Below are 19,990 nucleotides of genomic sequence, written 5' to 3'. Positions count from 1 at the left end.
AAGCGCGAACCGAAGTATCCCGACGAGTAGCCCGGCCGCGTCCGTCGCATCGGTCGCTGAGACCGCTCGCAGTCGGTGCGCCGAGTTGACTCTTCGATGCTGCGATACCCGAAACATCAACGCGAATCGGTCGAGAATAATAAAATAGAGCGGTGGATCTGCCGTCATTCGTTCCGTATCGCGGGAGAAAACTTCTCGTTGCCCGTAAGTAATAACCGGGTCGAGCGACTCGAATAGATAGATGTCTGACGAGGGGATCAATGCGGGTGGGTCGGACCTGCCAGGGGACGGTGGTGAGGGGCCGGAGGTGTTGAGTCGGTTGCTCGACGCCCTTTCCAGTCGCCGCCGTCGGCATGCGCTCTATTACCTGCGGGAGCACGAACTCGTCGACGTCGACGAATTGGCCCGCCATCTCGCCACGGAACGGCCCGACTCACCCGCCACAACGACCGCTGGCGACCGGATCGCCGAAATGGAGACGACGGTGATCCACTCCGATCTTCCGAAGTTACGGGACGCGGGGATCCTCGAGTACGACCCTCGAACCGGCACGATTCGGTATCGCCAGTCCTCGAGGATACTGCGACTCCTGCTTCGGGTGTGCTCGGAGTTCGACGAGCCGTCCGTACAGTCCGAGTAACCATCAGCCACCACAGGCCGAGTACGCACCAGCCAACACAGAGCGATGAAATACGTAACCGACCGCATCACCGACGAACCGAGCACGAACGAACGCAGCGGAAGCGCGGTGATTCTGGAGACGTTACTACAGCGCCTCCCGGTCGGCGTCATCGTCGAAGGGACCGATCGAGAGATCATCGCCGTGAACCCGGCGCTGTGCGATATTCTCGGGGTGAACGCCGAGCCGTCGGCGTTCGTCGGCCGGGACTGTGCGCGAGTGGCCGAGCGACAGCAAGACCTGTTCGCCGATTCGGACGGGTTCGTCGCCAGAATCGAAACGATACTCGAGCGGCGCGAACCCGTCTACGACGAGGAACTTCGCCTCGCGGACGGCCGCACGCTCGAGCGCTCGTACGTGCCGTACGCGTTGCCCGAGGGCGACGCGAACCTGTGGCTCTATCGGGACGTCTCCGATCGAAAAGAACGGCAGCGACGACTCGAGCGGCAGAACGAGCGACTGGCGGAATTCGTCTCGGTGGTCACTCACGATATCCGTAACCCGTTGAACGTCGCGTCGGCGAACCTCGAACTGGCCGCCGAGGAGCACGACAGCGACGAACTCGACGCGGCCGCGTCCGCGCTCGAGCGGATGGAACTGCTGATCGAGGACCTGCTCGTTCTCGCACGCGAGGGCGAGGTGATCGGCGACACCGAACCGGTGGCCCTCGCCGACCTGGCCCGCGAGTGCTGGGCCGCCGTCGAGACGGGAGACGCGACGCTCGAGGTCGACGTCGACCGCACCGTCAGCGGGGACCGGAGCCGACTCGCACAGGTGTTCGAGAACCTGTTTCGGAACAGCGTCGAGCACGGCTCGACGAGCCATTCAGAACCTGACGGTTCTGAAGACGCTGTGGAACACGGCTCCACAAGCCCTCCTTCGGAGGCTCAGGAGGACGGCGTGGAACACGGTTCCACGGGCAGTCGGCTACGGGCCGACAGCCTCGAGCACGACAGTCCCGGCGTGACCGTCACCGTCGGAACGATCGCGGACGGCTTCTACGTCGAGGACGACGGCCGCGGCGTTCCGGAGGACGACCGACAGCGAATCTTCGATCGGGAGTATTCGACGGCCGAAGACGGGACGGGGCAGGGACTCCGGATCGTCGAGCGGATCGTCGACGCTCACGGCTGGGAGATCGACCTCGGTGAATCGAACCGCGGCGGTGCGCGGTTCGAAATCACCGGCGTGCAGTTCGTGGACTGAATCCTCTCGATAGCGGACCACACACGCTCTGGCGAGCACTGGTGCCGGAGCCGTCGCTGGGTACCGTAAAACGCTCGAGAAAACGCGTCGTCGATTACGCCGCGCGGGGTTCCGTCGCCTTGGGACGGAGGTTCTTGTAACCGCACTTTCGGCAGCGGTCGGCTTTCTGTGGGTTGCGGGCGTTACAGCGCATGCAGATCATCTTCTTGAGCGTCCGTTCCTCGGCGGCGTCGAAACTTGGCATGTCGCCTCGTTCGCCCGTGGGGCATATAACCGCTGTGATTGTGGGGAATTGCTGTGATCGTGCCGACTCCGAGGCGCGCTCGGGGGGCTCCGAGGCGTGACCGCAGAGTCGGGCATCCGCCGATCACTCCTCGTCGGCCAGGTAGTCGTCCTGTACCGCGACGACCTCGCTCGAGTCGGTACACTCGCTGTAACGGCGCAGGGGCTCCTCGTTGAGCGTCAGGAAGGTCTCGCCCCAGCGGAACGGCTCGAGGAGGGCCTCGGCCCGCTCGCGCTCGCCGAAGATACAGCAGGCGGCGGCCAGCGCCTCGACGGTCGTCAGCCGGAACGGCCGGCCGTAGTTGACCGGGTTCGCGGCGACGAGGAAGGGAAGCGCGCGGTGAACGCCGCGCATCTGAAACGAGGCCGCCTCGGCGGACTCCCACGAGCAGTCGAGGGCGACGAGCGTCCCCAGACCGTCCTCGAGGTCCGCCGGCGACAGGGCCTGCTCGGCGTGGGGGTTGAGGACGACGCCGTACGGCACCTGTCCCATCGAGCGGTAGAGGGTCGCCTCGTCGAACTTTTCGAGGCGCTTCGCGGTGCACTTGGCTGGATCGTCGTCACCCTCGTAGTAGACGTGACACTCCACGCGAGCGGGTAGGGAGTGCCGGGAGAAAAGGCCCGCGAAACGGGCGCGGGACGGGCGTTCGGGACCCGCGCCGTGGACCAGGACTCAGTCCTCGTGGATCGCCTCACCGCGGTTGAGTCGCGTCGCGATGGAGAACGTCTGTTCGGCTTCGCGCCGGGTCGGGAAGTGCGCCGCCATGTAGCGCGCGGTCGCGATCATCGGAACGCGGCGCCGGCGCTCGAGTTCAGCCGGCGCGATGTCGACCGCGTCGCCGCGCTCGTCAGTTCGCGCGTCGGCCAGATCGAACTGCCGGAACGCGGCCTCGAGGTTCTGCAGCGTGTGGAAGTCGGCGTCCTCGCGCAACAGTCCGTGACCCAGCGTGCGCTTCAGCGCCGTCGGATCGCCCCCGCAGTCGAAGAACTCGGCGACGAGGCGGCCGGCCGCGTTCACCTTCCCCTCGGCATCGAAGGTCTCGAGCAGTTCCTCGAGGACGGCGTCGGGCTCGCGCCCCGACGCCTCGTCGCCGGGTTCTGGGACTGGCGCGGACGGCGTGTTGAGGAACCGATCGAGGTAGACTTTGCAGGCCGCGTCGAAGACGCCTCGGTAGAGTTCGACCGCGTCGGTCCGCCGCGTCGACTGGTGGACCGCGTTGGCGTAGGTGAACGCGTGGTGGACGGTGTCCCAGTCGCCGAACTCGTTGGCGGTACCGAATCGGGCGACACGAGTCGCGGCGGCGTGTACGACTTCGGCGGCGAGTTCCTCGGTCGTCGCGCCCGAGCGGACGGCGTCGGCGAGCGCGTCCACGATAGCCTCCGGATCGTCCCCGAGCAGCGTCTCCTGGAGCCCGTCCGGCGGCGCCCACGCGGTCTCCGCCCCCTCGCTTGCCAGTTCCTCGAGCCCGCTCGTCGCGGAGATATCGCCGCCGTAGACCTCCTCGAGCAGGGCAACCAGATCGACCGGCCGGCGCCACGCCGAGCGCTCGTCGCTGCGGCTGGCGGTGACGAGCGGTTCCACGAGGCCCGTGAGGATCTCGCCAGCCTGCGCCCAGCCGACGTGCTCGAGGCTCTCGAAGGCCGTGTTGGCGAAGTCGAGCACGTGACCCGTCGAGAGGTAGGGATGGTCGGTCGCCGCGGCGAAGACGATCTCGGCCACCTCGCCCTCCGAGCGGCCCGACGCGACGGCGGTGCGCAGGCAGCGCTCGGCGCCGTCGCGGTCGCGGACCTCGACGCAGTCGCGGAACCACGACTTCAGTCGGTCGAAGGCGACCTCGTCGGTCGAGAACGACGGCTGTTCGAAGCGCGGCGGTTCGCCCGCGCAGTCGCTCGCGACGTGGCGAACGCCCGTGTAGAGCGCTCGCTTGCGATCTCGCGGTTCGAGATCGTCCATCACGTTCGCCATACACCCCAGAATCGTCAGTCCACGGCCCCACCCCGACTCCCGGTAGCGAGTGCCGAACTCCAGCGCCGTCGCCGTCGGCACTCGGTAGTCGACGCCGGCGTCGAGCAGTCCGATCGTCGACTTCGCGACGACGAGTCGGAGGTTCTCCTCGAGGCCGGTCTCGAGGCGCCCGGCCCAGTGTTCGTCCGGGGGTACCTCCCGCGACGGGTTCGGGTTCACGTAGACGGTCCCGTCGCGGACCTCGGTGGGATACGTCCGCACGTCGTCGGCCCACGGATCGAACGTGTCCCCACAGGACAGTTCGAACCGAGCGTGGTGCCAGTGACAGGTGAGGATCCCGTCGTCGACGGTGCCCTCGACCAGCGGAAACCCCATGTGCGGACAGCGGTCGTCCACGGCGCGGATCTCGCCTTCGTGGTGGAATACGGCCAGCGGCGTGCCGTCGACGCTCGCAAGCGTGCGTCCCTCCGCCTCGAGTTCGTCCAGCGGTACGATCTCCCGGAAGTCGTCCGTCGTCGCCATACGTGCGACGTCGTCGCACACCGGTGTAAGGGTTCGCTGAAGCCAGTTCCTGTAGAAATTTAGGTACATCGGTCGCGACTGACGACCGGCACTTTTGGGGGTCGCGCCGAAACGTCGTCACATGGACTCGGCCGCCCTCGTCCGGCAGTACTACGATGCGCTCGACAGTCACGCGTACGAGACGCTCGAGGAGGACGTCCTCGTCCCCGATTTCGTCCAGCGACGGCCGGATCGAACCTTCGAGGGTCGCGAGGCGTTCGTTCGGTTCATGCGCGAGGACCGGCCGAACACCGACACCAGCCACGACCTCGCGTCGGTGGTCGTCGACAGCGAGGGCGACCGCGTCGCAGTCCGGGGACGCGTCCTCGACGACGACGGGCCGCTGTTCGAGTTCGCCGACTTCTTCGAACTCGCGAACGGCCGGATCGTCGGACTCGAGACGTATTCGCGGTAGGTCGGACTCGAGACGTATTCGCGGTAGGTCGGACTCGAGACGTATTCGCGGTCGGTGCGTGGTCGACGGTCCGACGCCACTGCGCGTCTCGATTACGTTCCGAAAAGCGGGATCAGCGGACCTGTATCCAGTACGCGTGGCCGTTCGAACACGTCACTCTCCGCCGCTCATCGAACGCTGCGTCCGAGCGTCCGGGTTTCAGTTCGACGTCGTCGCTGGGGATCGAGATACTTCTCCGGGCTCCGCACTGCGGACATTCGACTTGACGGACGGCGGTCACTTGCATCGCGCTTCACTGTGGTATCGTATGCCACGAGACTATATAAACCGATCCTCGGGCGACCCGGACTGTCCGTCCGCTGACGACCGTCCTGACGGGCCGTCGATCGACAGTGGCAGTGCCGGTCGATTCGACGACCGAACGTTCAACTGATATAACAGTGGCCGACCAACGATCCGGCATGTCCCTTTCCGACGCCGTCAGCGCTACCGTCGCCGCTTTCCGTCGCCGTCCCGGTGATCTGCTGCCCTGGTACCTGCTCGGCGCCGCGATTCCCGCCGTCGTTCGCGTCGTCCCGTTTCTCGCGGCCGTCGTCGGCTACGGCTATCTCCGGGCGACCGGTCGCTGGGCGGCCATCACGCAGCAGATCGGCGAACTCGAGGCCGACCCGCCGGATCCGCAGGCCGATCCCGAGGCGTTCGAGGCGTGGGCGCAGGGGTTCGAGCCGATACTCGAGCAGTTCCTCACGCCCGTAACGCTGGCCCTCGTCGCCGCGACGATCCTCGGAAGCCTCCTCGTCGGAATCGCGCTGGCGGCGGCGGTTCCCGCCGGCCAGCTCACGGCCTGCTCGGCGCGACTGCGGAATAATCGCGGCGTCGCGGCCGGCTTCGCCGGCGCCCGTCGCTACTGGCTGTCGTTTCTCGGCCTGTACGTCCTCGAGTTGCTGGCGTGGATCGCCGTCGCGCTGGCGGTCGGCATCGCGGCGGCGCTCGTCGGCGGCCTCCTCGCGGTGACGACCGGGTCGACGCTGCCCGCGCTCGTCGTCGGCGTCGCGGCGGCGGTCGTCGCGATCGCCCTGTTCGCGGCGGTTCGAGCCGTGTTCGCGTTCGCGCCGGTCGCCGTCGTCGTCGACGATACGACCGCCCTCGAGTCGGTATCGAACGCCGTCGCGTTCGTCCGGTCGCGGCCGGTCGCGGCGGGCTTTTACTATGCTCTCGCGATCGGGACGACGGTCGCGATTTCGATCGCGTCGGGGGCGCTCGTGTACGTCAACGTCATTTCGGTCGTGTCGCTGGTCTCCGTCCTGCTCGCTCTCCCGGCGCTCGATCTCTTGAAGACGGCGCTGTACAACGACTACCGGGGCCGACTGGCGCCGCCGGCTCCGGTGGAACGGTCGGTTCGCACCCAGTTCCGGGACGGGATTCGCCACGGCTGGGCGGAGATGACGACGTTCGTCCGCCGGACCCCCGGAACGCACGCGCTCGTCGTCGCCCTCGCGCTCGCGAGTTTCTGGGCCGGCTGGGCGGTCGCCGAACCGCTCGCCGGCAGCGTCGAGACGTCGATCGCGGCCCGCCTCGAGGGGCACGTCCCGCCCGCGGCGGCCCTGGAGTTCTTCGGGAACAACTGGACGGTGGCGATGACGACGGCCGTCTCCGGCGTCGTCCTGCTCCTGCCGGCGCTCGCCTCGCTGCTGTTCAACGGCGTGTTCATGGGATTCTTCGCCCGCACCGAAGTCGATCCCGTCGAACTGCTCGCGTTCGTCGCGCCCCACGGGGTCCTCGAGATTCCGGCGATCCTCGTCGCGTCGGCGCTGGGAATCCGCCTCAGCGTTCTCGGTTGGCGGACCTACCGCGGGCGCGAGAGCCGAACGGCGCTGGGGGACGCGCTCGAGCGGGCGTTCTGGGTGCTCGTCGGCGTCGGAATCCTGCTCGCGGTCGCGGCGTTCATCGAGGGGTTCGTGAGTCCGTACTACTACGAGTTGTTCCTGTAGTCGCCGCCGGAACCGCCGCTCTCGCTCCAGAGCGTCTCGAACCGTTCGGCGACGTAGGCGGTGACGACAGCGAGCAGGTCGCGGTAATCGGTCGGAAACGCCGTCGCGACCGCGTCGCCCGCGTCCGGTGGCGGATGGAAGTGTTCCCGTCCGACCGGCTTCGGATGCCGGTCCCACCGACACTCCCATCGCTCTCCGTTCGACCGTTCTTCGACGTAGTGGACGGAAAAGTCGCCCCCGACGTACCATCGGATATCGAGTCGCGCGCGTCGGACGGATTCCGGGGTGAGCGACCGATCGTACCGCCCGACGACAGTTCGGATTCGGCTCGAGTCGGGTTCGAGTGCGACGCGTTCGAAGCGATCGTCACTCGTCAGTCGCGTTCGGATCGATCGAAGCACGTCCTCGTCGATCGGACCGGTATCCGTTTCGTCCATCCTCACCCGACGATGCCGGCGCCGCCGAAGGCGTCGCGATCCTTGCGGGCGCGTTCGAGGATCCGAATCTCCCGACGGATCGTCTTCCACTCGCCGACGTCCTCCCAGACGGTCTCGATCGAATCGTAGTCCCCCGCTTCGAGGGCATCGACCTGCTGAGGACTATCGACGCCGTACCGATCCAGGTACGCTCGCTCGTCCTCGACGAGATCCTCCAGTCGCGTTTCTAATTCGCTCGGGGTGCACTCTCGTCGCAGTTCGTTCGCGCGGATCCACTCGAAGTAGGCGTCGTTACGCTGGTACCGTTTCGGTCGCCCGTCGATAGGTTCGACGATCCCGCGATCGCTGAACCACTCGAGGTGCTCTCGAGCCGCCCCCTCCGAGCACCGCGCCCGGTCGGCGACCGTCTCGGCAGTCGCCGGTTCGTACAACTGGATGGCCGTTTCGTAAACGCGGTCTCTGGTAGAGGTTTCGCGGACCCACCGCTCTCGCTCCTCCGCGACGGCATCGCTATCGTTCGGGTAGCCGGCACCGGGCATACCGGGATTTTCGCGCTTGGAGAACATATATCTGTTCCATAGCACAATTGTTTGCTCGAGCGTGTCAGATGACGGACGGGACGCTCGAACCGTCCGAATCAGGCGTACGCCTCGAACTCTTCGCCGAACAGCACGAAGTAGGCGGTCCCGACGAGGCCGACGACGGTCGCGACGGCGAACGCGAGCGTCGGCGAGCCGCCGAACGTCGTCCCGGTCAGCGGATTCGGGAACCCGCCCCAGAGCAGGCCGCCGAGCGCGGCGCTGGGGATGACGATCAGGTTCCGCAGGAGGTAGTAGGTGCCAGTGACGCGACCGCCGGCGCCCCGCTCGGCCGGGCCGACGATCAGCGCCTTGTGGGCGGGGAGCCCGGCGAATCGCAGGCCCGAAAAGGCGAAGAGGACCGCGAGTGCGGCCGCGCTGCCGGGCCCGTCGCCCGCGGGAGCGCTGATCAGCAGGATCGGGAAAACGGCGTAGACGAAGAAGCCGAGCGCGACGACCGGCTTCAGTCCGACGCGCTCGGCGGCCTTTGCGACGGGGATCATCGTCAGCAGAGCCACGAGCATCTCGATACCGAGCAGGACGCCGAAGTACGACTGGGGCGAGAGCTCGAGCGTGCCGACCGCCGGCAGGGAGAGGGTGAGGCCGACCTCGAGGAAGCGCGTGACGACGATGACGAAGAAGACGTAGACCATCCCGTTGGCGAAGCGGACGAGGGTGTCGCCGACCAGCAGCGGGCGGAGTTCGTCGGGCATCGCCCGCAGATCGCCGACGACCTGCGAGACGCCCTCGAACTCCGTGCCGACGCTGTCCGCCTCGGCCTCGTACAGGACGTGCTGGACGAGCGTGCCGACGACGCCGAAGACGACCGCGACGAGCAGGATCAGCTGGAAGGCGAACTGCACGTCGGCGTCGCTCGAGCCGAACGGATAGAAGAGGGCGGCGGCGAGCAGCGGACCGACGAGGAACGCGGTCCGGCGGAACGTCTCGGTGCTGGCGAAGCCGGCGGCCAGCTGCGAGGGCGGGACCGCCTGTTTGACGATCGCGAACGTCGCGCCCAGCCCGAACGACTTCCACGCCTGCGAGAAGAACAGGCCGACGAAGATCGCGACGACGGCGAGCGACGCGGGGCCGACGGCGACGTCCGCGAACAGGGGTGCGGCGAGCCAGATCCCGAAGCCCAGCGTCGAACACAGTCCGAACGCGGTCAGCGCGTACCGCGACCCGATCCGATCTGAGATCGCCCCGCCGGGATAGGGGTAGACCGCGCTGATGACGTTGCCGACCGTCCCGAACAGGCCGACGACGAACGCCGACGCGCCCAGCGCGTACATGTACTCGCCCATGTACCGACTGGTCATCTGGAACCCGAGGCTGAACGCGAACATCGCCGCCGAGAGGACGAGCACGTCGCGCTCGAGCGCGAGGAACTGCCGGAAGGGGTCCAGCGGATCGGCCCGGTCTGATCCGGACGACTCCTGCTCGAGAGTCATGGGTGCTAGCGCGCGCCCGAATCGCTTTGAATTTTCCATTCGGTGACAGTAGTCCCATCGCCGATTTGACAGCGCTCGAACCCCCTGCCGGCTGCCGGACACCGAACCAATAAAGACGAACGGGTCCGTCTGCAGGCACATGACGACGACGCTCGGAACGGCGAGCGCGGCCCCCGGCGAGCGCGATACGGGGCGTCTCGAGGTCGGCGAAACCCGTGACGGGAGTTCCTTCGGGTTGCCAGTCGCCGTGATCAACGGCGAGCGGTCGGGACGAACGCTGTACGTGCAGGCGGCGAGCGACGGCGACGAACTCAACGGAGTCGGCGTCATCCAGCGCGTCGTCCCGCGACTCGACCCCGCCGACATCGCCGGAACGATCCTGATCGTCGGGATCGTCAACTACCACGCGTTTCAGGTGGCGGAACACCGCAATCCGATCGACGACACCAAGATGAACCGGGCCTATCCCGGCAACGAGACCGGCACCTCGAGCGAGCGGATCGCGGCCGCGACGTTCGACGTGGCGACCCGGGCGGACATGATCCTCGATCTCCACCAGGGCTCGACCAGTCGGATGATCGACGAGGTTCGCGTCCGCTGTGGAAAGCGCCATCGCCTCCACGACGACTGTCTGGAACTCGCCAAGGTCTTCGGCTGCGGCTACATTCTGGACCAGAAGGGCCCCGACGGCCAACTCGCGCGCGCCGCCCCCGACGAGGGCGTCCCGACCGTCGACCCAGAACTCGGCGGCGCCGTCGGTTGGGACGAGGAGAGCATCCGGAAGGGCGTCGAGGGCGTGTTCAACGTCCTCACCTACTACGACTTCCTCGAGGGCGACGCGACGTTCGAGTCCCAGACGCGCGCCCGCGGGTTCGAACAGTACGGTGCCCCGAACGGCGGACTCGTGCGATTCCAGTCGGATCTGGGCACTCGCGTCGACGCCGGGGACACGCTGTTCGAGGTGACGACACCGTTCGGCGAGCGGAAAGCCGAAGTGACGGCCGATAGCGCGGGCATTCTCTGGCGAACGCGCCGACTCCCGCAGGTTGCCACCGGCGAGTACGTCTGCTCCGTTGCGACCGACATCGACTCCTACTGATCATGCCATCCGATCTCATCTGTCCGAACTGCGAGACGATCTACGAGGCGGGTCCGAACGAACCGTGGCGCTGTTCCTGCGGCCACGCCCTCGAGTTCATCGAGCGGCCCCACCCGAAGGGTGATCCGCTGCCCCTGCACAGCCTCGACACCACCGACGGGCTCTGGACCTTCTTCGAGTTCCTCCCCATCGAGAAACGCGTGACCTTCCACGAGGGCTTTACGCCCCTCGTCGACGCGCCCGAGTGGGGCGCGCAGTTCAAACTCGAGTACGTGTTCCCGACCGGATCCTTCAAGGACCGCGGCGCGACGACGACGCTCTCCCGCGCGGTCGAACTCGGCGTCGACAAGGTCGTCGAGGACTCCTCGGGCAACGCCGGCGCCGCCATCGCGACCTACGCGGCCCGCGCGGGCCTCGAGGCGGACATCTACGTCCCGGCGGACGTCAAGCAGTCGAAGCTGATGGCCATCCAGCGGGCCGACGCCCGCCCGGTTCGGGTCGAGGGCGACCGCGAGGACGTGACCGCGGCCTGTATCGACGCCGCCGAGTCGGGCGAGGGCTGGTACGCCAGCCACGCCTGGAACCCGGCGTTTTACGCGGGCACGATGACCGTCGCGTTCGAGATCGCCGCCCAGCAGGGCTGGTCGGTTCCGGACGCCGTCGTGCTTCCGATCGGCCACGGGACGCTGTTCCTCGGAGCCTATCGGGGATTCACGCTGCTCAACGAGGCCGGCATCGTCGACGGGATGCCGCGCCTGCTCGGCGCGCAGGCGGCGGGCTACGCCCCGATCGTCGACGAACTCGGCGGCGAAACGACCGACGAGGACGGCGAGGGGACCGACATCGCTGACGGGATCAAGATCGCCGAACCCGCGCGAAAGGACGAGATCCTCCGGGCCATCGACGAGACCGGCGGCGACGCCATCGCGCTCGGCTCCGATCCCATCGAGACCGCGCTCGACCGACTCCACCGGGGCGGGTTCTACGTCGAACCCACCTGCGCGGTCGCCCCCGCGGCGCTCGAGGAGTTTCGGGAACTGGACGTTATCGACGCCGACGACGACGTCGTCGTCCCATTGACCGGAAGTGGACTGAAAACGCTTTGAGGACGCGGTTCCGAAACGCGAACAGATGGTCAGCCGACCGCCGACGTTCTGTCCCGACTGTGGAACCCGTCTCGAGACGACCACCGTCGACGACCGCGACCGAAAGCGCTGTCCGGCCTGCGAGACCGTCGTCTGGCACAATCCGGTCCCCTGCGCCAGCGTCGCGGTCGTCGACCGCTCGCGGCCCGACCCCGCGGTGCTCTGCGTCGAACGCGGCGTGCCGCCCGGCGTCGGCGAGTGGACCCTCCCCGGCGGCCACATGGAAATCGGCGAGGAGCCGCCCGAGACCGCCGTCCGCGAACTCGAGGAGGAGACCGGCGTCGCCGTCGATCCCGAGGCGCTCGAGATCCTGAGCGCGTCCGCGATGGCGCCGCGGGACGGCAAACACGTCGTCACGGTCCACTACGTCGCCGACCGCGCGGAGGCCACAGGCGAGCCGGTGGCCGGCAGCGACGCGACGACCGCGCGGTTCCGGACGCCGGCGGAGTTCGACGCCTCCGACGAGCGGTTCCGACCCGTCCACGAGGAGCGGTTCCGGGAGGCCGCCGCGGTCTTCGAGTGACCGTCGCCTCGCCCCGGTCCTCGAATCCGGCGCGGAGCGGGTCGTCGACGGCCGCGACCGGAACCGACGCGAGACGGGATCAGGGGATTCAATAGCGATCCGACCCTCCATCGGACGATGAGCATTCCGTCGTTCGCTATCGGGATCGCCGGCGGGACGGGAGCCGGAAAGACGACCGTCGCGCGGACCGTCGCCGAGACGGTCGGCGAAGCGGTCACCCGTATTCCGATCGACAACTACTACAAAGATCTCTCGCACCTCACGTACGAAGAGCGAGCGGACGTCAACTACGATCACCCGTCGGCCTTCGAGTGGGACCTCCTCCGGGAGCAACTGGACGCCCTGCTCATGGGTCAGCCGGTCGAGATGCCCCAGTACGACTTCGAAGTCCACAACCGCAAGGACGAGCGCGTCACGGTCGAGCCGACGGACGTGATCGTCCTGGAGGGTATCCTCTCGCTGTACGACGAGGATATCCTCGAGATGCTGGATCTCCGCGTTTACGTGATGACCGACGCGGACGTCCGGATCCTGCGACGGATCGACCGCGACGTCCTCGAGCGCGGCCGCGATCTGGAGGGGGTGATCGAGCAGTACCTCGAAACGGTCAAACCGATGCACGAGCAGTTCGTCGAACCGACGAAGAAGAACGCGGACGTGATCATTCCCGAAGGGGCGAACCGAATGGCGGTCGACCTGTTGACCGAGAAGATTCAGGCCGAACTCGTCAGCGACGGCCGCGAGCCGGGAGATGAACCCGACTCCGAACTGTCATTCGAGGGTCCGACGACGGAGTAACGGCGAAGGCGAGCGAACCCGACATCCTGTACTTCGGCCCTGAATACGGGCTCCTTGCCTTGCACGGAGGGGCCGAGGACGTCCTCGAGCGGGCGCGCTCCGCACTCGACTTCCCGACCGACGACCTCGGGATCGAAGAACCGCCGGAAGACGTCGACAGCGTCCTCGCCTCGAGCGAGACGTTCCGACCGGTCCACGAGGAGCGGTTCCGCGAGGCCGGGGCGCAGTTCGACTAAGCAGGCGTTGGAGTCGAACTACGACTCGTCGCGTTCTGCATCCGACGCATCGACGTCGACGGCCTCGAGGCGTCTCGAGAGCATGTATCCGACGCCGCCGAGGGTCCCGAGCGCGCCGAGAACGCCCGCTCCGGGGCTACTGTCGCCGTTACTCTCGTCGCCGCCGTTCTCATCGGACTCGGAACTTTCGAGGGTATCGTTCGCCCCTTCGCCGTCGCTTCCTTCGCTCGAGCCTCCCTTCCCTTTCTTCTTCTTCTTTTTCGTCCCATCCGTGCCATCGGCGCCGTCGCTCCCCTCCGAATCGTCGCCTCCGCCGGATCCGCCAGAATCATCGTCGTCATCTGTTCCGTCCGATCCGTCGTCACCGTCCGATCCATCATCGTCGTCGCTCCCGTCTGATCCGTCGTCATCCGAACCGTCGTCACCGTTACCTCCATCGTCGTTCGATCCGTCATCGTCCGAGCCGTCGTCGTCCTCGCCGCTATCGTTCTCGTCGTCTTCACAGTCGCAGTCCTCGGGCGGTTCGCCCGCGACGGGGAGGTCGACGTCGATGTCCTCGAGCGTCACCACGCCGGGGACGCGCGACCCGTGGAGGATCGACATATCCGAGACGGCCGACAGCGTGAGGAACAGTTTCTCACCCTCGGCGACGTCGACCGCGACGCCGGGGAGTTCGATCTCCCGCTCGGCGCCGTCGACGGGTTCCGACTCGCGCAGCGGCATCATGTTGTTCTGGACCACCGTGGCGTCGGCGGGCGACGTCCCGACCGAGAGGGCGGCGAAGAGCCGCTGCTCGCCGGTGGCGGTGGTCACCGTCGCTCGCATGAACGGGATCCCCGCGACCGTCAGCGGCCCCTCCCCGATCTCGAGGTGTTTGGGAACGCCGACGCCGGTCGTGAGCGTCGTCCCGTCGGTCTCGAGGAGGTCGCCGACGGCCGCCTCGAGCGGCGGTTCGTCGCCGAGGAGGCTCTCGTCGTCGAGGAGTCCGTCGGGGAACCCGTCGCCGTCGAAGACGCCGTCGTCGTCCCCGTCGAGTCGGGTCTCGAGTTCGCTCCCTTTCGCGTCGACGATCGCCTCGGCGTCCGCGTCGTGGGTGATGTCGGCGACCGCGTTGAAGCCCGCGTTCGCGAGGGCGTCGACCTCGACGACGTCGCACTCAGCGTCGCCGACGGCCACGGTCTCGTGCTCGTCGAGGACAGCCCGTTCGATACACCGGCTGCCGTCCATGGTCGTCAGTTGGTAGCGCGCGTCGACGACGTCGCGGGCGTCGCCGCCGTCGCGGACCGCCTCGAAGAACCGGAGCCGGCGCTCCTCGAAGCCGCCGTCCGAGCAGGCGTTGCCCGAGGCGCTGGATCCCGGTGGGAGGACGTTCGGAAGGGCGTGGCCGCCGTTGTAGCCAACCAGCGCGCTTCCCTTTCGGGCGTCGTCGGTCAGCGCGCGCTCGAGGTTCTTCCAGCCCTGATTGAGGTTGAACAGGTTGTCGTCGATGCCCTGCCCGAACAGGACGGGGATATCGAGGCGAATGCCGTCGTCGACGAACCCGCTGGGGCCGTTGCGGTGAAACTCCGAGTCGAGATCCGGGATGCCCGGCGTCTCCCCCTGTGGCCACTGCCCCGTCGCGAGTCCCCAGAGGAAGCCGCGGTGGATGTGCTCGGGCTGCATGGTGAAGCCGGCCAGGTAGAGGAGCAGCATCCAGGTGCTGCGGGTGACCCCCTGCGGGGCCAGCGACTCCGAGAGGTCGAACCAGGTGATCTGGGGCGCCAGCGCGTCGAACCGCGTCGACCCCCGCTCGCGGCGTTCGGTAAAGGCGCCCACGAGCTGGTAGGCGCCGCCGTAGCTGCCGCCGACGGCGAAGACCATCGGATCGTCCGCGATCGGCTCGCCGCTCCCGTCGACGCTGCGCCGGACCCACTCGAGGCCTGCGACGTAGTCGAGGACGACCATCACGTCCCGGCCCTCGAGGTCGGGGTTCTGGACGTGAGCCTTGCCGCCGGAGTCGCCGTGGCCGCGCTGGTCGAGGCTCAGGACGCCGAAGCCGCGATCGAGTTCCGTCTCGAAGGCTACCGCCCGCCTGGTTCGCGACCCGGACCAGCCGTGCGAGTGGAGAATCATCGGCACCGGCTCGTCGGCGCTCGCGCCCGCGGGCCGGAACACCGTCGCCGCGAGTTCGGTCCCGTCGTGGCTCTCGAGGACGATATCCCGCGCCGCGTGGTCGGCGTCCGTGCCGGTCGTCGATCGCTCGTCCGACTCGAGCATCACGCCCGACTCGGCCCTCGCGCTCGAACTGGCGGCGGCCGCGCTCGAGCTGAACAACGCCCCGACGGCGGCTGTCGCGGCGGCGTTCGACAGCAGGTGCCGCCGCGAGAGTCCCATCGACGGTTGCGGCTCTCGGCTCATCGGCGCCCTCCGCTCTCGATCGGCCGGTTCGCTCCCCGTTCCGCGATCGCTGATCGTTCCCGTTGCGTTCGAACGTGTCCCATCACACAGTCGGGGCCAACGTTGTGCTGGATCAGTCTAGTTCCGCGTATGAAATGGTATTTTTATTCTCACCGCTACGTACCAATCCCAGAGGTGACTGGTCACTGGTCGTGGCGCTATCCAGTCCCGTCACCCGCTCCCGCATTCCTGCGCTGACCGGCCCCCAATCGATCGGTCCGCGCTCGACTGGTCCCCGCTCGACCGCGGAGCGGAACCCGACATTCCTTTACTGCCGCCCTGAATACGGGCGGGTATGTTCCTTGCCTTGCGCGCGGAGGTCGAGGACGCCCTCGAGCGGGCGCTCTCCGCACTCGACTTCCCGACCGACGACCTCGGGATCGAAGAACCGCCGGAAGACGTCGACAGCGTCCTCGCCTCGAGCGCGGCCTTCCGACTCGCCAGTGAAGCCGGCGCTCCCCCGCCGCAGATCGCCGGTCAGATCGCGGACGAACTCGACGCCGACAACCTGACCTACGTTGCCGAGATTCGGACGCAGGGACCGTACCTCAACTTCCTGCCGAGTCAGGCCTACTTCGAGGAGACCCTCGCGACCGCGACCGACGCGGACTACGGGGCGCTCGAGGACCGCGACACGTCGGTCGTCGTCGAGCACACGAGCGCGAACCCGACGGGGCCGGTCCACGTCGGCCGCGCCCGGAATCCGATCATCGGCGACGCCGTCGCGAACCTCCTCGAGTACGCCGGCTACGACGTCGACCGCCACTATTACGTCAACGACGCCGGCCGGCAGATGGCCGTCTTCACGTGGGCCTACGAGACCTTCGACGAGGACGACCTCGAGACGGAGCCGGAACGCGACCGCATCGAGTACGACCTCGTGCGCTACTACCGCAGGGGCAACGCCTTCCTCGAGGACGGCCCCGACGAGGAGGTCGAAGAAGCAGAGGCGGAGATCGAATCGATCATGCAGGGTCTCGAGGCGGGCGACGACGAGACCTACGAGCGGGTCAGCGAGGTCGTCGATCAGGTGCTCTCGGGAATGAACGCCTGCCTCGGGCGCCTGCCCGCCGAGTTCGACGAGTTCGTCAAGGAGACCCGGTTCATGCGCAACGGCGACACCGACGACCTCGTCTCGCGACTGAAGGAACTCGACGAAGCCGTCTACGAGGAGGACGCCTGGCAACTCGAACTCGACGAGCACGGCATCGACAAGAATCTCGTCTTCCTGCGCTCGGACGATACTTCCCTCTACGCGACCCGGGACCTGGCCCATCACGAGTGGAAGTTCGACGAGTACGACCGCGCGGTGACGGTACTCGGCGAGGACCACAAACTGCAGGCTAAGCAGGTGCGCACCACGCTCGAGTTGATCGGCAACGACACCGACGGACTGCAGCAGGTGCTGTACTCCTACGTCAACCTGCCCGAGGGGAAGATGTCGACGCGTCGCGGCACGGGCGTCGACCTGGACGACCTGCTCGACGAGGCGATCGACCGCGCCCGACAGGAGGTCGAGGACCGACTGGACGACCGCATCCGCGACGACGACTTGGACGAGGACGACATCGAGCGCATCGCCCACCAGGTCGGGATCGGCGCGGTCCGCTACGACATCGTCTCCAAGCAACCGACGAAGGCGATCACCTTCGAGTGGGAGCAGGCGCTGGACTTCGAGGCCCAGTCGGCGCCGTACGTCCAGTACGTCCACGCGCGGTGCTGTGGCATCCTGGAGGAGAGCGTGGCGCGAAGCGCCACGGAAGATGCGAGCGGGCAGCGCCCGCGAGCAGCCGGACTCGACCCCGAAACCGACCTCGCGGCCCAGGACGTCGAACTCGAGGCCCTCGAGGCCGACCTGCTCGAGACCGACGCCGAACGCGACCTGCTCGAGACGATCGGCCGGTTCCCGGCGGTCGTCGACGAGGCGGCCGACGACCTCGAACCCCACCGGGTCGCGACCTACACCCGCGAGTTCGCCGACCGGTTCAACGCCTTCTACCGGGAGTGTCCGGTGCTGGCCGACGACGTCGACCCCGCGGTCCGCGAGGCGCGACTGGCGCTCGTGGCCGCCTCGAAGCACACGATCGCCAACGCCCTGTCGATCCTCGGCGTCGAGGCTCCGCGGTCGATGTAGCAGCGCCGGAAAACATCCTTTCTCTGCAGTCTGCACCCTCTCTGTAGTCTGCAGGCTGACGTCCGGAGTGCGACTCCGTGCGAAAAAGATCGGAATTCCGGTTCGCGGTCGATCGATCGGATCGACGGTATCGACGGCCCGATCGCGTTACTCGGCGGTGTCCTTGACGTACTCGAGGAACTCCTCCTTCGAGAGGTCGCCCTCGCGGTAGTCGACGAGCCACGAGACGTGGACCGAGAACGAGGCCACCTGCGAGCCGTCGTGTTCGAGCGTCCACTCGACTACGTGGATCGCGTCCGCGAAGGCCTCGAGGTCGACGGCCGCCTCGTCGTGATCGTCGGCGAACGACTCGAGTTCCGCGTACAGTTTCTCGCGGTCGGTGACCTCGGACGTCGCCACGACGTCGACCGCGTCGCCCTTGCGTTCGATCTTCGTGATCTCCACCGCGTCGGTCTCGAGATCGAGTTTCGTCCCGTCGAAGCCGGGCACGTCGTCGACGTTGCGTTCGTCGGTCTCGTTCGTGTCGTCTTCGGGGTCGGTTCCGTTCCCGTTTCCGTTACCGTTGCCGTTTTTCGTTTCGTTGGACCCGTTTCCGCCGTCGGTATCCGGGGTGTCGTCGCTGGTCTCGCTGTCCGAACAGCCAGCGAGTGCGGTCGCGAGCGCTGCGCCACTGCCGAGGAGGATCTTTCGTCGCTCCATGGGCGACCCATCGGTACAGGAGTTGATTAGTAATCAGCTCGTTACCGTCCGCTCGCCGTGACCGTCGGTTTCGGGCCGATCGTCTCGATCGAACTGACGAAAATCCCCGCTAACGACCCCTCTCGTGGACGATCGGCACTTCAGCTGGCGAACGATATGGGACCCGTGACTGATCGTATACGCTGATTATCACGAGAGAGAAAGTCTCACGAGACGCGACAGCGAACCGCACCCACGCCGCGGAACCGATCGATACAGGAACCGCCTACCGAACCGCGAACGGGACGGCGTGCGTCTCGAGAACGGACTCAGGGATCGGTTTCGGCTTCCGTAATCGCGCTCGAGACGTCGTCGTGCGCCGCTTCTCGCCCGTCCGCTTCGTCCGCTTCGTCCGCGTCCGCCGGGGCGCCGTCGTCGCCGTCGTCGATGTCGTCACCGTCCGCCGAGTCGCTCTCCGCGCCCGGGGCGGGGACGTCGATACCCGTGAGGTCGGCGGCGAGCCGTCGGTAGGCGACGGCCGCCGGGCCGTCGGGTTCGTAGACGACCAGCGGGGTTCCGGCGTAGACGCTCTCGCGGGCCGCGGGATCCTCGGGGACCGTTCCCAGCAGCGGCGTCTCGAGGCGCGTCGCGATCTCCTCGTAGGAGACGTCGCTCTCCGGCCGAGTCCGGGTGACGACGAGTCCGGCGACCTCGCCGCCGGCGCGTTCGGTCAACTCGAGGGTCTTCTTCGAGTCGTGGACGGCCGCGGGTTCGGGCGTCGAGACGAGGACGACGGCGTCGGCCAGCCCCAGCGGGAGCACTGTCTCGTGGCTGACGCCGGCGCCGACGTCGAGAAAGACGTAGTCGAACTCCTCCCGGAGTTCGGCGACGACGTCGCGCAGGCCTTCCGGGGAGGTGTCGGCGTACTCGTCGAGGCTGGTTCCGCTCGGGACGGCGACGATGTTGTCGGTGATGCGGTAGGTCGCGTCGTCGACCGATGCGTCGCCGGCGAGGACGTCGTGGAGCGTCGTCGAGTCTGGAGAGAGGCTGACGAACCCGGCGAGGTTTGCCATGCCGAGGTCGGCGTCGACGATGGCGACGCGCTCGCCGGCCCCGGCCAGCGCCGTGCCGAGGTTGACCGTCGTCGTCGTCTTCCCGACGCCGCCCTTTCCGCTCGCGATAGCATAGACCGTCTCGTGAGACATACTGGATACTGTCCGGACAGTGGAACGGGAGGACCTTAAAACGTCACCTCGACTCGCGACCCGCGGCGCGCTCGAGTCCTGTGCGTGCCATTCACACCCGTTTCGATGGAGACGGCCCACCGCGAGCCGCGATACCGCGGTCGTCTCAAAGAATACTTACCCACAGGCCC

At 67.4% G+C, this 19,990-nt stretch carries 20 protein-coding genes; 10 read left to right on the top strand and 10 right to left on the bottom strand.

From position 1 onward, the window contains the following. Window positions 1–241 precede the first annotated feature (241 nt). Window positions 242–640, top strand: coding sequence for a DUF7344 domain-containing protein (locus J0X25_RS22490; RefSeq protein ID WP_207289774.1), 399 nt, complete (start codon window positions 242–244; stop codon window positions 638–640). 45 nt (window positions 641–685) lie between these two features. After that, window positions 686–1,885, top strand: coding sequence for a PAS domain-containing sensor histidine kinase (locus J0X25_RS22485; protein WP_207289772.1), 1,200 nt, complete (start codon window positions 686–688; stop codon window positions 1,883–1,885). 94 nt (window positions 1,886–1,979) lie between these two features. Here the strand turns inward: J0X25_RS22485 and J0X25_RS22480 are convergent, their stop codons facing one another. From J0X25_RS22480 to J0X25_RS22470, 3 genes are all read right to left on the bottom strand, one after another. Continuing rightward, window positions 1,980–2,129, bottom strand: a complete 150-nt coding sequence (locus J0X25_RS22480; protein ID WP_207289771.1) for a 50S ribosomal protein L40e — start codon at window positions 2,127–2,129, stop codon at window positions 1,980–1,982. A gap of 123 nt (window positions 2,130–2,252) precedes the next feature. Next, a complete protein-coding gene (locus J0X25_RS22475) occupies window positions 2,253–2,756 on the bottom strand; it encodes a DUF367 family protein (RefSeq protein ID WP_207289769.1) in 504 nt (167 codons plus the stop codon). A gap of 84 nt (window positions 2,757–2,840) precedes the next feature. Further along, on the bottom strand, window positions 2,841–4,655 hold the full coding sequence (locus tag J0X25_RS22470) for a Rieske (2Fe-2S) protein (RefSeq protein WP_207289767.1): 1,815 nt from the start codon (window positions 4,653–4,655) through the stop codon (window positions 2,841–2,843). A gap of 121 nt (window positions 4,656–4,776) precedes the next feature. Between J0X25_RS22470 and J0X25_RS22465 the strand changes: the two genes are divergently transcribed. Further along, window positions 4,777–5,109 (top strand): nuclear transport factor 2 family protein, encoded by a 333-nt coding sequence (locus J0X25_RS22465; RefSeq protein ID WP_207289765.1) that lies wholly within the window; start codon window positions 4,777–4,779, stop codon window positions 5,107–5,109. Between the two features lie 112 nt (window positions 5,110–5,221). Here the strand turns inward: J0X25_RS22465 and J0X25_RS39965 are convergent, their stop codons facing one another. Further along, complete coding sequence (locus J0X25_RS39965; protein WP_425600926.1) at window positions 5,222–5,395, bottom strand: hypothetical protein; 174 nt, start codon at window positions 5,393–5,395, stop codon at window positions 5,222–5,224. Window positions 5,396–5,570: 175 nt separating this feature from the next. Between J0X25_RS39965 and J0X25_RS22460 the strand changes: the two genes are divergently transcribed. Next, window positions 5,571–7,100 (top strand): stage II sporulation protein M, encoded by a 1,530-nt coding sequence (locus J0X25_RS22460; RefSeq protein WP_207289764.1) that lies wholly within the window; start codon window positions 5,571–5,573, stop codon window positions 7,098–7,100. On the opposite strand, the gene J0X25_RS22455 is transcribed toward J0X25_RS22460, so the two are convergent. From J0X25_RS22455 to J0X25_RS22445, 3 genes are all read right to left on the bottom strand, one after another. Then, the gene (locus tag J0X25_RS22455) at window positions 7,082–7,537 is read right to left on the bottom strand and encodes a toxin-antitoxin system TumE family protein (RefSeq protein WP_207289762.1); all 456 of its coding nucleotides are present in this window, start codon (window positions 7,535–7,537) and stop codon (window positions 7,082–7,084) included. The two genes, J0X25_RS22460 and J0X25_RS22455, sit on opposite strands and share 19 nt — an antisense overlap. A 2-nt stretch (window positions 7,538–7,539) precedes the next feature. Next, complete coding sequence (locus J0X25_RS22450; protein WP_207289760.1) at window positions 7,540–8,076, bottom strand: DUF7342 family protein; 537 nt, start codon at window positions 8,074–8,076, stop codon at window positions 7,540–7,542. 98 nt (window positions 8,077–8,174) lie between these two features. Then, a complete protein-coding gene (locus J0X25_RS22445) occupies window positions 8,175–9,566 on the bottom strand; it encodes an MFS transporter (RefSeq protein WP_207289759.1) in 1,392 nt (463 codons plus the stop codon). A gap of 139 nt (window positions 9,567–9,705) precedes the next feature. Here J0X25_RS22445 and J0X25_RS22440 point away from each other — a divergent pair, with 139 nt between their 5' ends. The 5 genes from J0X25_RS22440 (at window position 9,706) to J0X25_RS22420 (ending at window position 13,367) form a co-directional block, all read left to right on the top strand. Further along, window positions 9,706–10,665 (top strand): succinylglutamate desuccinylase/aspartoacylase family protein, encoded by a 960-nt coding sequence (locus tag J0X25_RS22440; protein ID WP_207289757.1) that lies wholly within the window; start codon window positions 9,706–9,708, stop codon window positions 10,663–10,665. A 2-nt stretch (window positions 10,666–10,667) separates the two neighbouring features. Then, a complete protein-coding gene (locus J0X25_RS22435) occupies window positions 10,668–11,771 on the top strand; it encodes a pyridoxal-phosphate dependent enzyme (RefSeq protein ID WP_207289755.1) in 1,104 nt (367 codons plus the stop codon). 25 nt (window positions 11,772–11,796) lie between these two features. Next, complete coding sequence (locus tag J0X25_RS22430) at window positions 11,797–12,333, top strand: NUDIX hydrolase (RefSeq protein ID WP_207289753.1); 537 nt, start codon at window positions 11,797–11,799, stop codon at window positions 12,331–12,333. Between the two features lie 117 nt (window positions 12,334–12,450). Continuing rightward, window positions 12,451–13,131 (top strand): uridine kinase, encoded by a 681-nt coding sequence (udk, locus tag J0X25_RS22425; protein ID WP_207289751.1) that lies wholly within the window; start codon window positions 12,451–12,453, stop codon window positions 13,129–13,131. A gap of 59 nt (window positions 13,132–13,190) precedes the next feature. Further along, the gene (locus tag J0X25_RS22420; RefSeq protein WP_207289749.1) at window positions 13,191–13,367 is read left to right on the top strand and encodes a hypothetical protein; all 177 of its coding nucleotides are present in this window, start codon (window positions 13,191–13,193) and stop codon (window positions 13,365–13,367) included. An 18-nt stretch (window positions 13,368–13,385) separates the two neighbouring features. Here J0X25_RS22420 and J0X25_RS22415 read toward each other — a convergent pair whose 3' ends face one another. After that, window positions 13,386–15,764 carry an alpha/beta hydrolase gene (locus tag J0X25_RS22415; RefSeq protein ID WP_207289747.1) on the bottom strand — a complete coding sequence of 793 codons (2,379 nt, stop codon included), beginning with the start codon at window positions 15,762–15,764 and terminating at the stop codon, window positions 13,386–13,388. Between the two features lie 334 nt (window positions 15,765–16,098). Between J0X25_RS22415 and argS the strand changes: the two genes are divergently transcribed. Further along, window positions 16,099–17,937, top strand: coding sequence for an arginine--tRNA ligase (argS, locus tag J0X25_RS22410; protein ID WP_207289745.1), 1,839 nt, complete (start codon window positions 16,099–16,101; stop codon window positions 17,935–17,937). 147 nt (window positions 17,938–18,084) lie between these two features. Here the strand turns inward: argS and J0X25_RS22405 are convergent, their stop codons facing one another. Together J0X25_RS22405 and minD are read right to left on the bottom strand one after the other, a co-directional pair. After that, window positions 18,085–18,636 (bottom strand): hypothetical protein, encoded by a 552-nt coding sequence (locus J0X25_RS22405; protein ID WP_207289743.1) that lies wholly within the window; start codon window positions 18,634–18,636, stop codon window positions 18,085–18,087. 308 nt (window positions 18,637–18,944) lie between these two features. After that, window positions 18,945–19,820: a cell division ATPase MinD gene (gene minD, locus J0X25_RS22400; protein WP_207289742.1), complete on the bottom strand. Its 876-nt coding sequence runs from the start codon at window positions 19,818–19,820 to the stop codon at window positions 18,945–18,947. Window positions 19,821–19,990: the final 170 nt, after the last annotated feature.

The organism is Haloterrigena alkaliphila, assembly GCF_017352155.2.
GTDB lineage: Archaea > Halobacteriota > Halobacteria > Halobacteriales > Natrialbaceae > Haloterrigena > Haloterrigena alkaliphila.
This window is presented reverse-complemented; position numbering and strand designations above follow the sequence as displayed.

What these genes read in the sequence shown, in the direction of transcription:
- J0X25_RS39965 (WP_425600926.1), bottom strand. Translation starts at nt 5,395, where the DNA reads ATGCAAGTGACCGCCGTCCGTCAAGTCGAATGTCCGCAGTGCGGAGCC.
- J0X25_RS22480 (WP_207289771.1), bottom strand. Translation starts at nt 2,129, where the DNA reads ATGCCAAGTTTCGACGCCGCCGAGGAACGGACGCTCAAGAAGATGATC.
- J0X25_RS22440 (WP_207289757.1), top strand. Translation starts at nt 9,706, where the DNA reads ATGACGACGACGCTCGGAACGGCGAGCGCGGCCCCCGGCGAGCGCGAT.
- udk (WP_207289751.1), top strand. Translation starts at nt 12,451, where the DNA reads ATGAGCATTCCGTCGTTCGCTATCGGGATCGCCGGCGGGACGGGAGCC.
- J0X25_RS22455 (WP_207289762.1), bottom strand. Translation starts at nt 7,537, where the DNA reads ATGGACGAAACGGATACCGGTCCGATCGACGAGGACGTGCTTCGATCG.
- J0X25_RS22460 (WP_207289764.1), top strand. Translation starts at nt 5,571, where the DNA reads ATGTCCCTTTCCGACGCCGTCAGCGCTACCGTCGCCGCTTTCCGTCGC.
- J0X25_RS22405 (WP_207289743.1), bottom strand. Translation starts at nt 18,636, where the DNA reads ATGGAGCGACGAAAGATCCTCCTCGGCAGTGGCGCAGCGCTCGCGACC.
- argS (WP_207289745.1), top strand. Translation starts at nt 16,099, where the DNA reads ATGTTCCTTGCCTTGCGCGCGGAGGTCGAGGACGCCCTCGAGCGGGCG.
- J0X25_RS22445 (WP_207289759.1), bottom strand. Translation starts at nt 9,566, where the DNA reads ATGACTCTCGAGCAGGAGTCGTCCGGATCAGACCGGGCCGATCCGCTG.
- J0X25_RS22430 (WP_207289753.1), top strand. Translation starts at nt 11,797, where the DNA reads ATGGTCAGCCGACCGCCGACGTTCTGTCCCGACTGTGGAACCCGTCTC.
- J0X25_RS22435 (WP_207289755.1), top strand. Translation starts at nt 10,668, where the DNA reads ATGCCATCCGATCTCATCTGTCCGAACTGCGAGACGATCTACGAGGCG.
- J0X25_RS22490 (WP_207289774.1), top strand. Translation starts at nt 242, where the DNA reads ATGTCTGACGAGGGGATCAATGCGGGTGGGTCGGACCTGCCAGGGGAC.
- J0X25_RS22485 (WP_207289772.1), top strand. Translation starts at nt 686, where the DNA reads ATGAAATACGTAACCGACCGCATCACCGACGAACCGAGCACGAACGAA.
- minD (WP_207289742.1), bottom strand. Translation starts at nt 19,820, where the DNA reads ATGTCTCACGAGACGGTCTATGCTATCGCGAGCGGAAAGGGCGGCGTC.
- J0X25_RS22470 (WP_207289767.1), bottom strand. Translation starts at nt 4,655, where the DNA reads ATGGCGACGACGGACGACTTCCGGGAGATCGTACCGCTGGACGAACTC.
- J0X25_RS22465 (WP_207289765.1), top strand. Translation starts at nt 4,777, where the DNA reads ATGGACTCGGCCGCCCTCGTCCGGCAGTACTACGATGCGCTCGACAGT.
- J0X25_RS22450 (WP_207289760.1), bottom strand. Translation starts at nt 8,076, where the DNA reads ATGCCCGGTGCCGGCTACCCGAACGATAGCGATGCCGTCGCGGAGGAG.
- J0X25_RS22415 (WP_207289747.1), bottom strand. Translation starts at nt 15,764, where the DNA reads ATGAGCCGAGAGCCGCAACCGTCGATGGGACTCTCGCGGCGGCACCTG.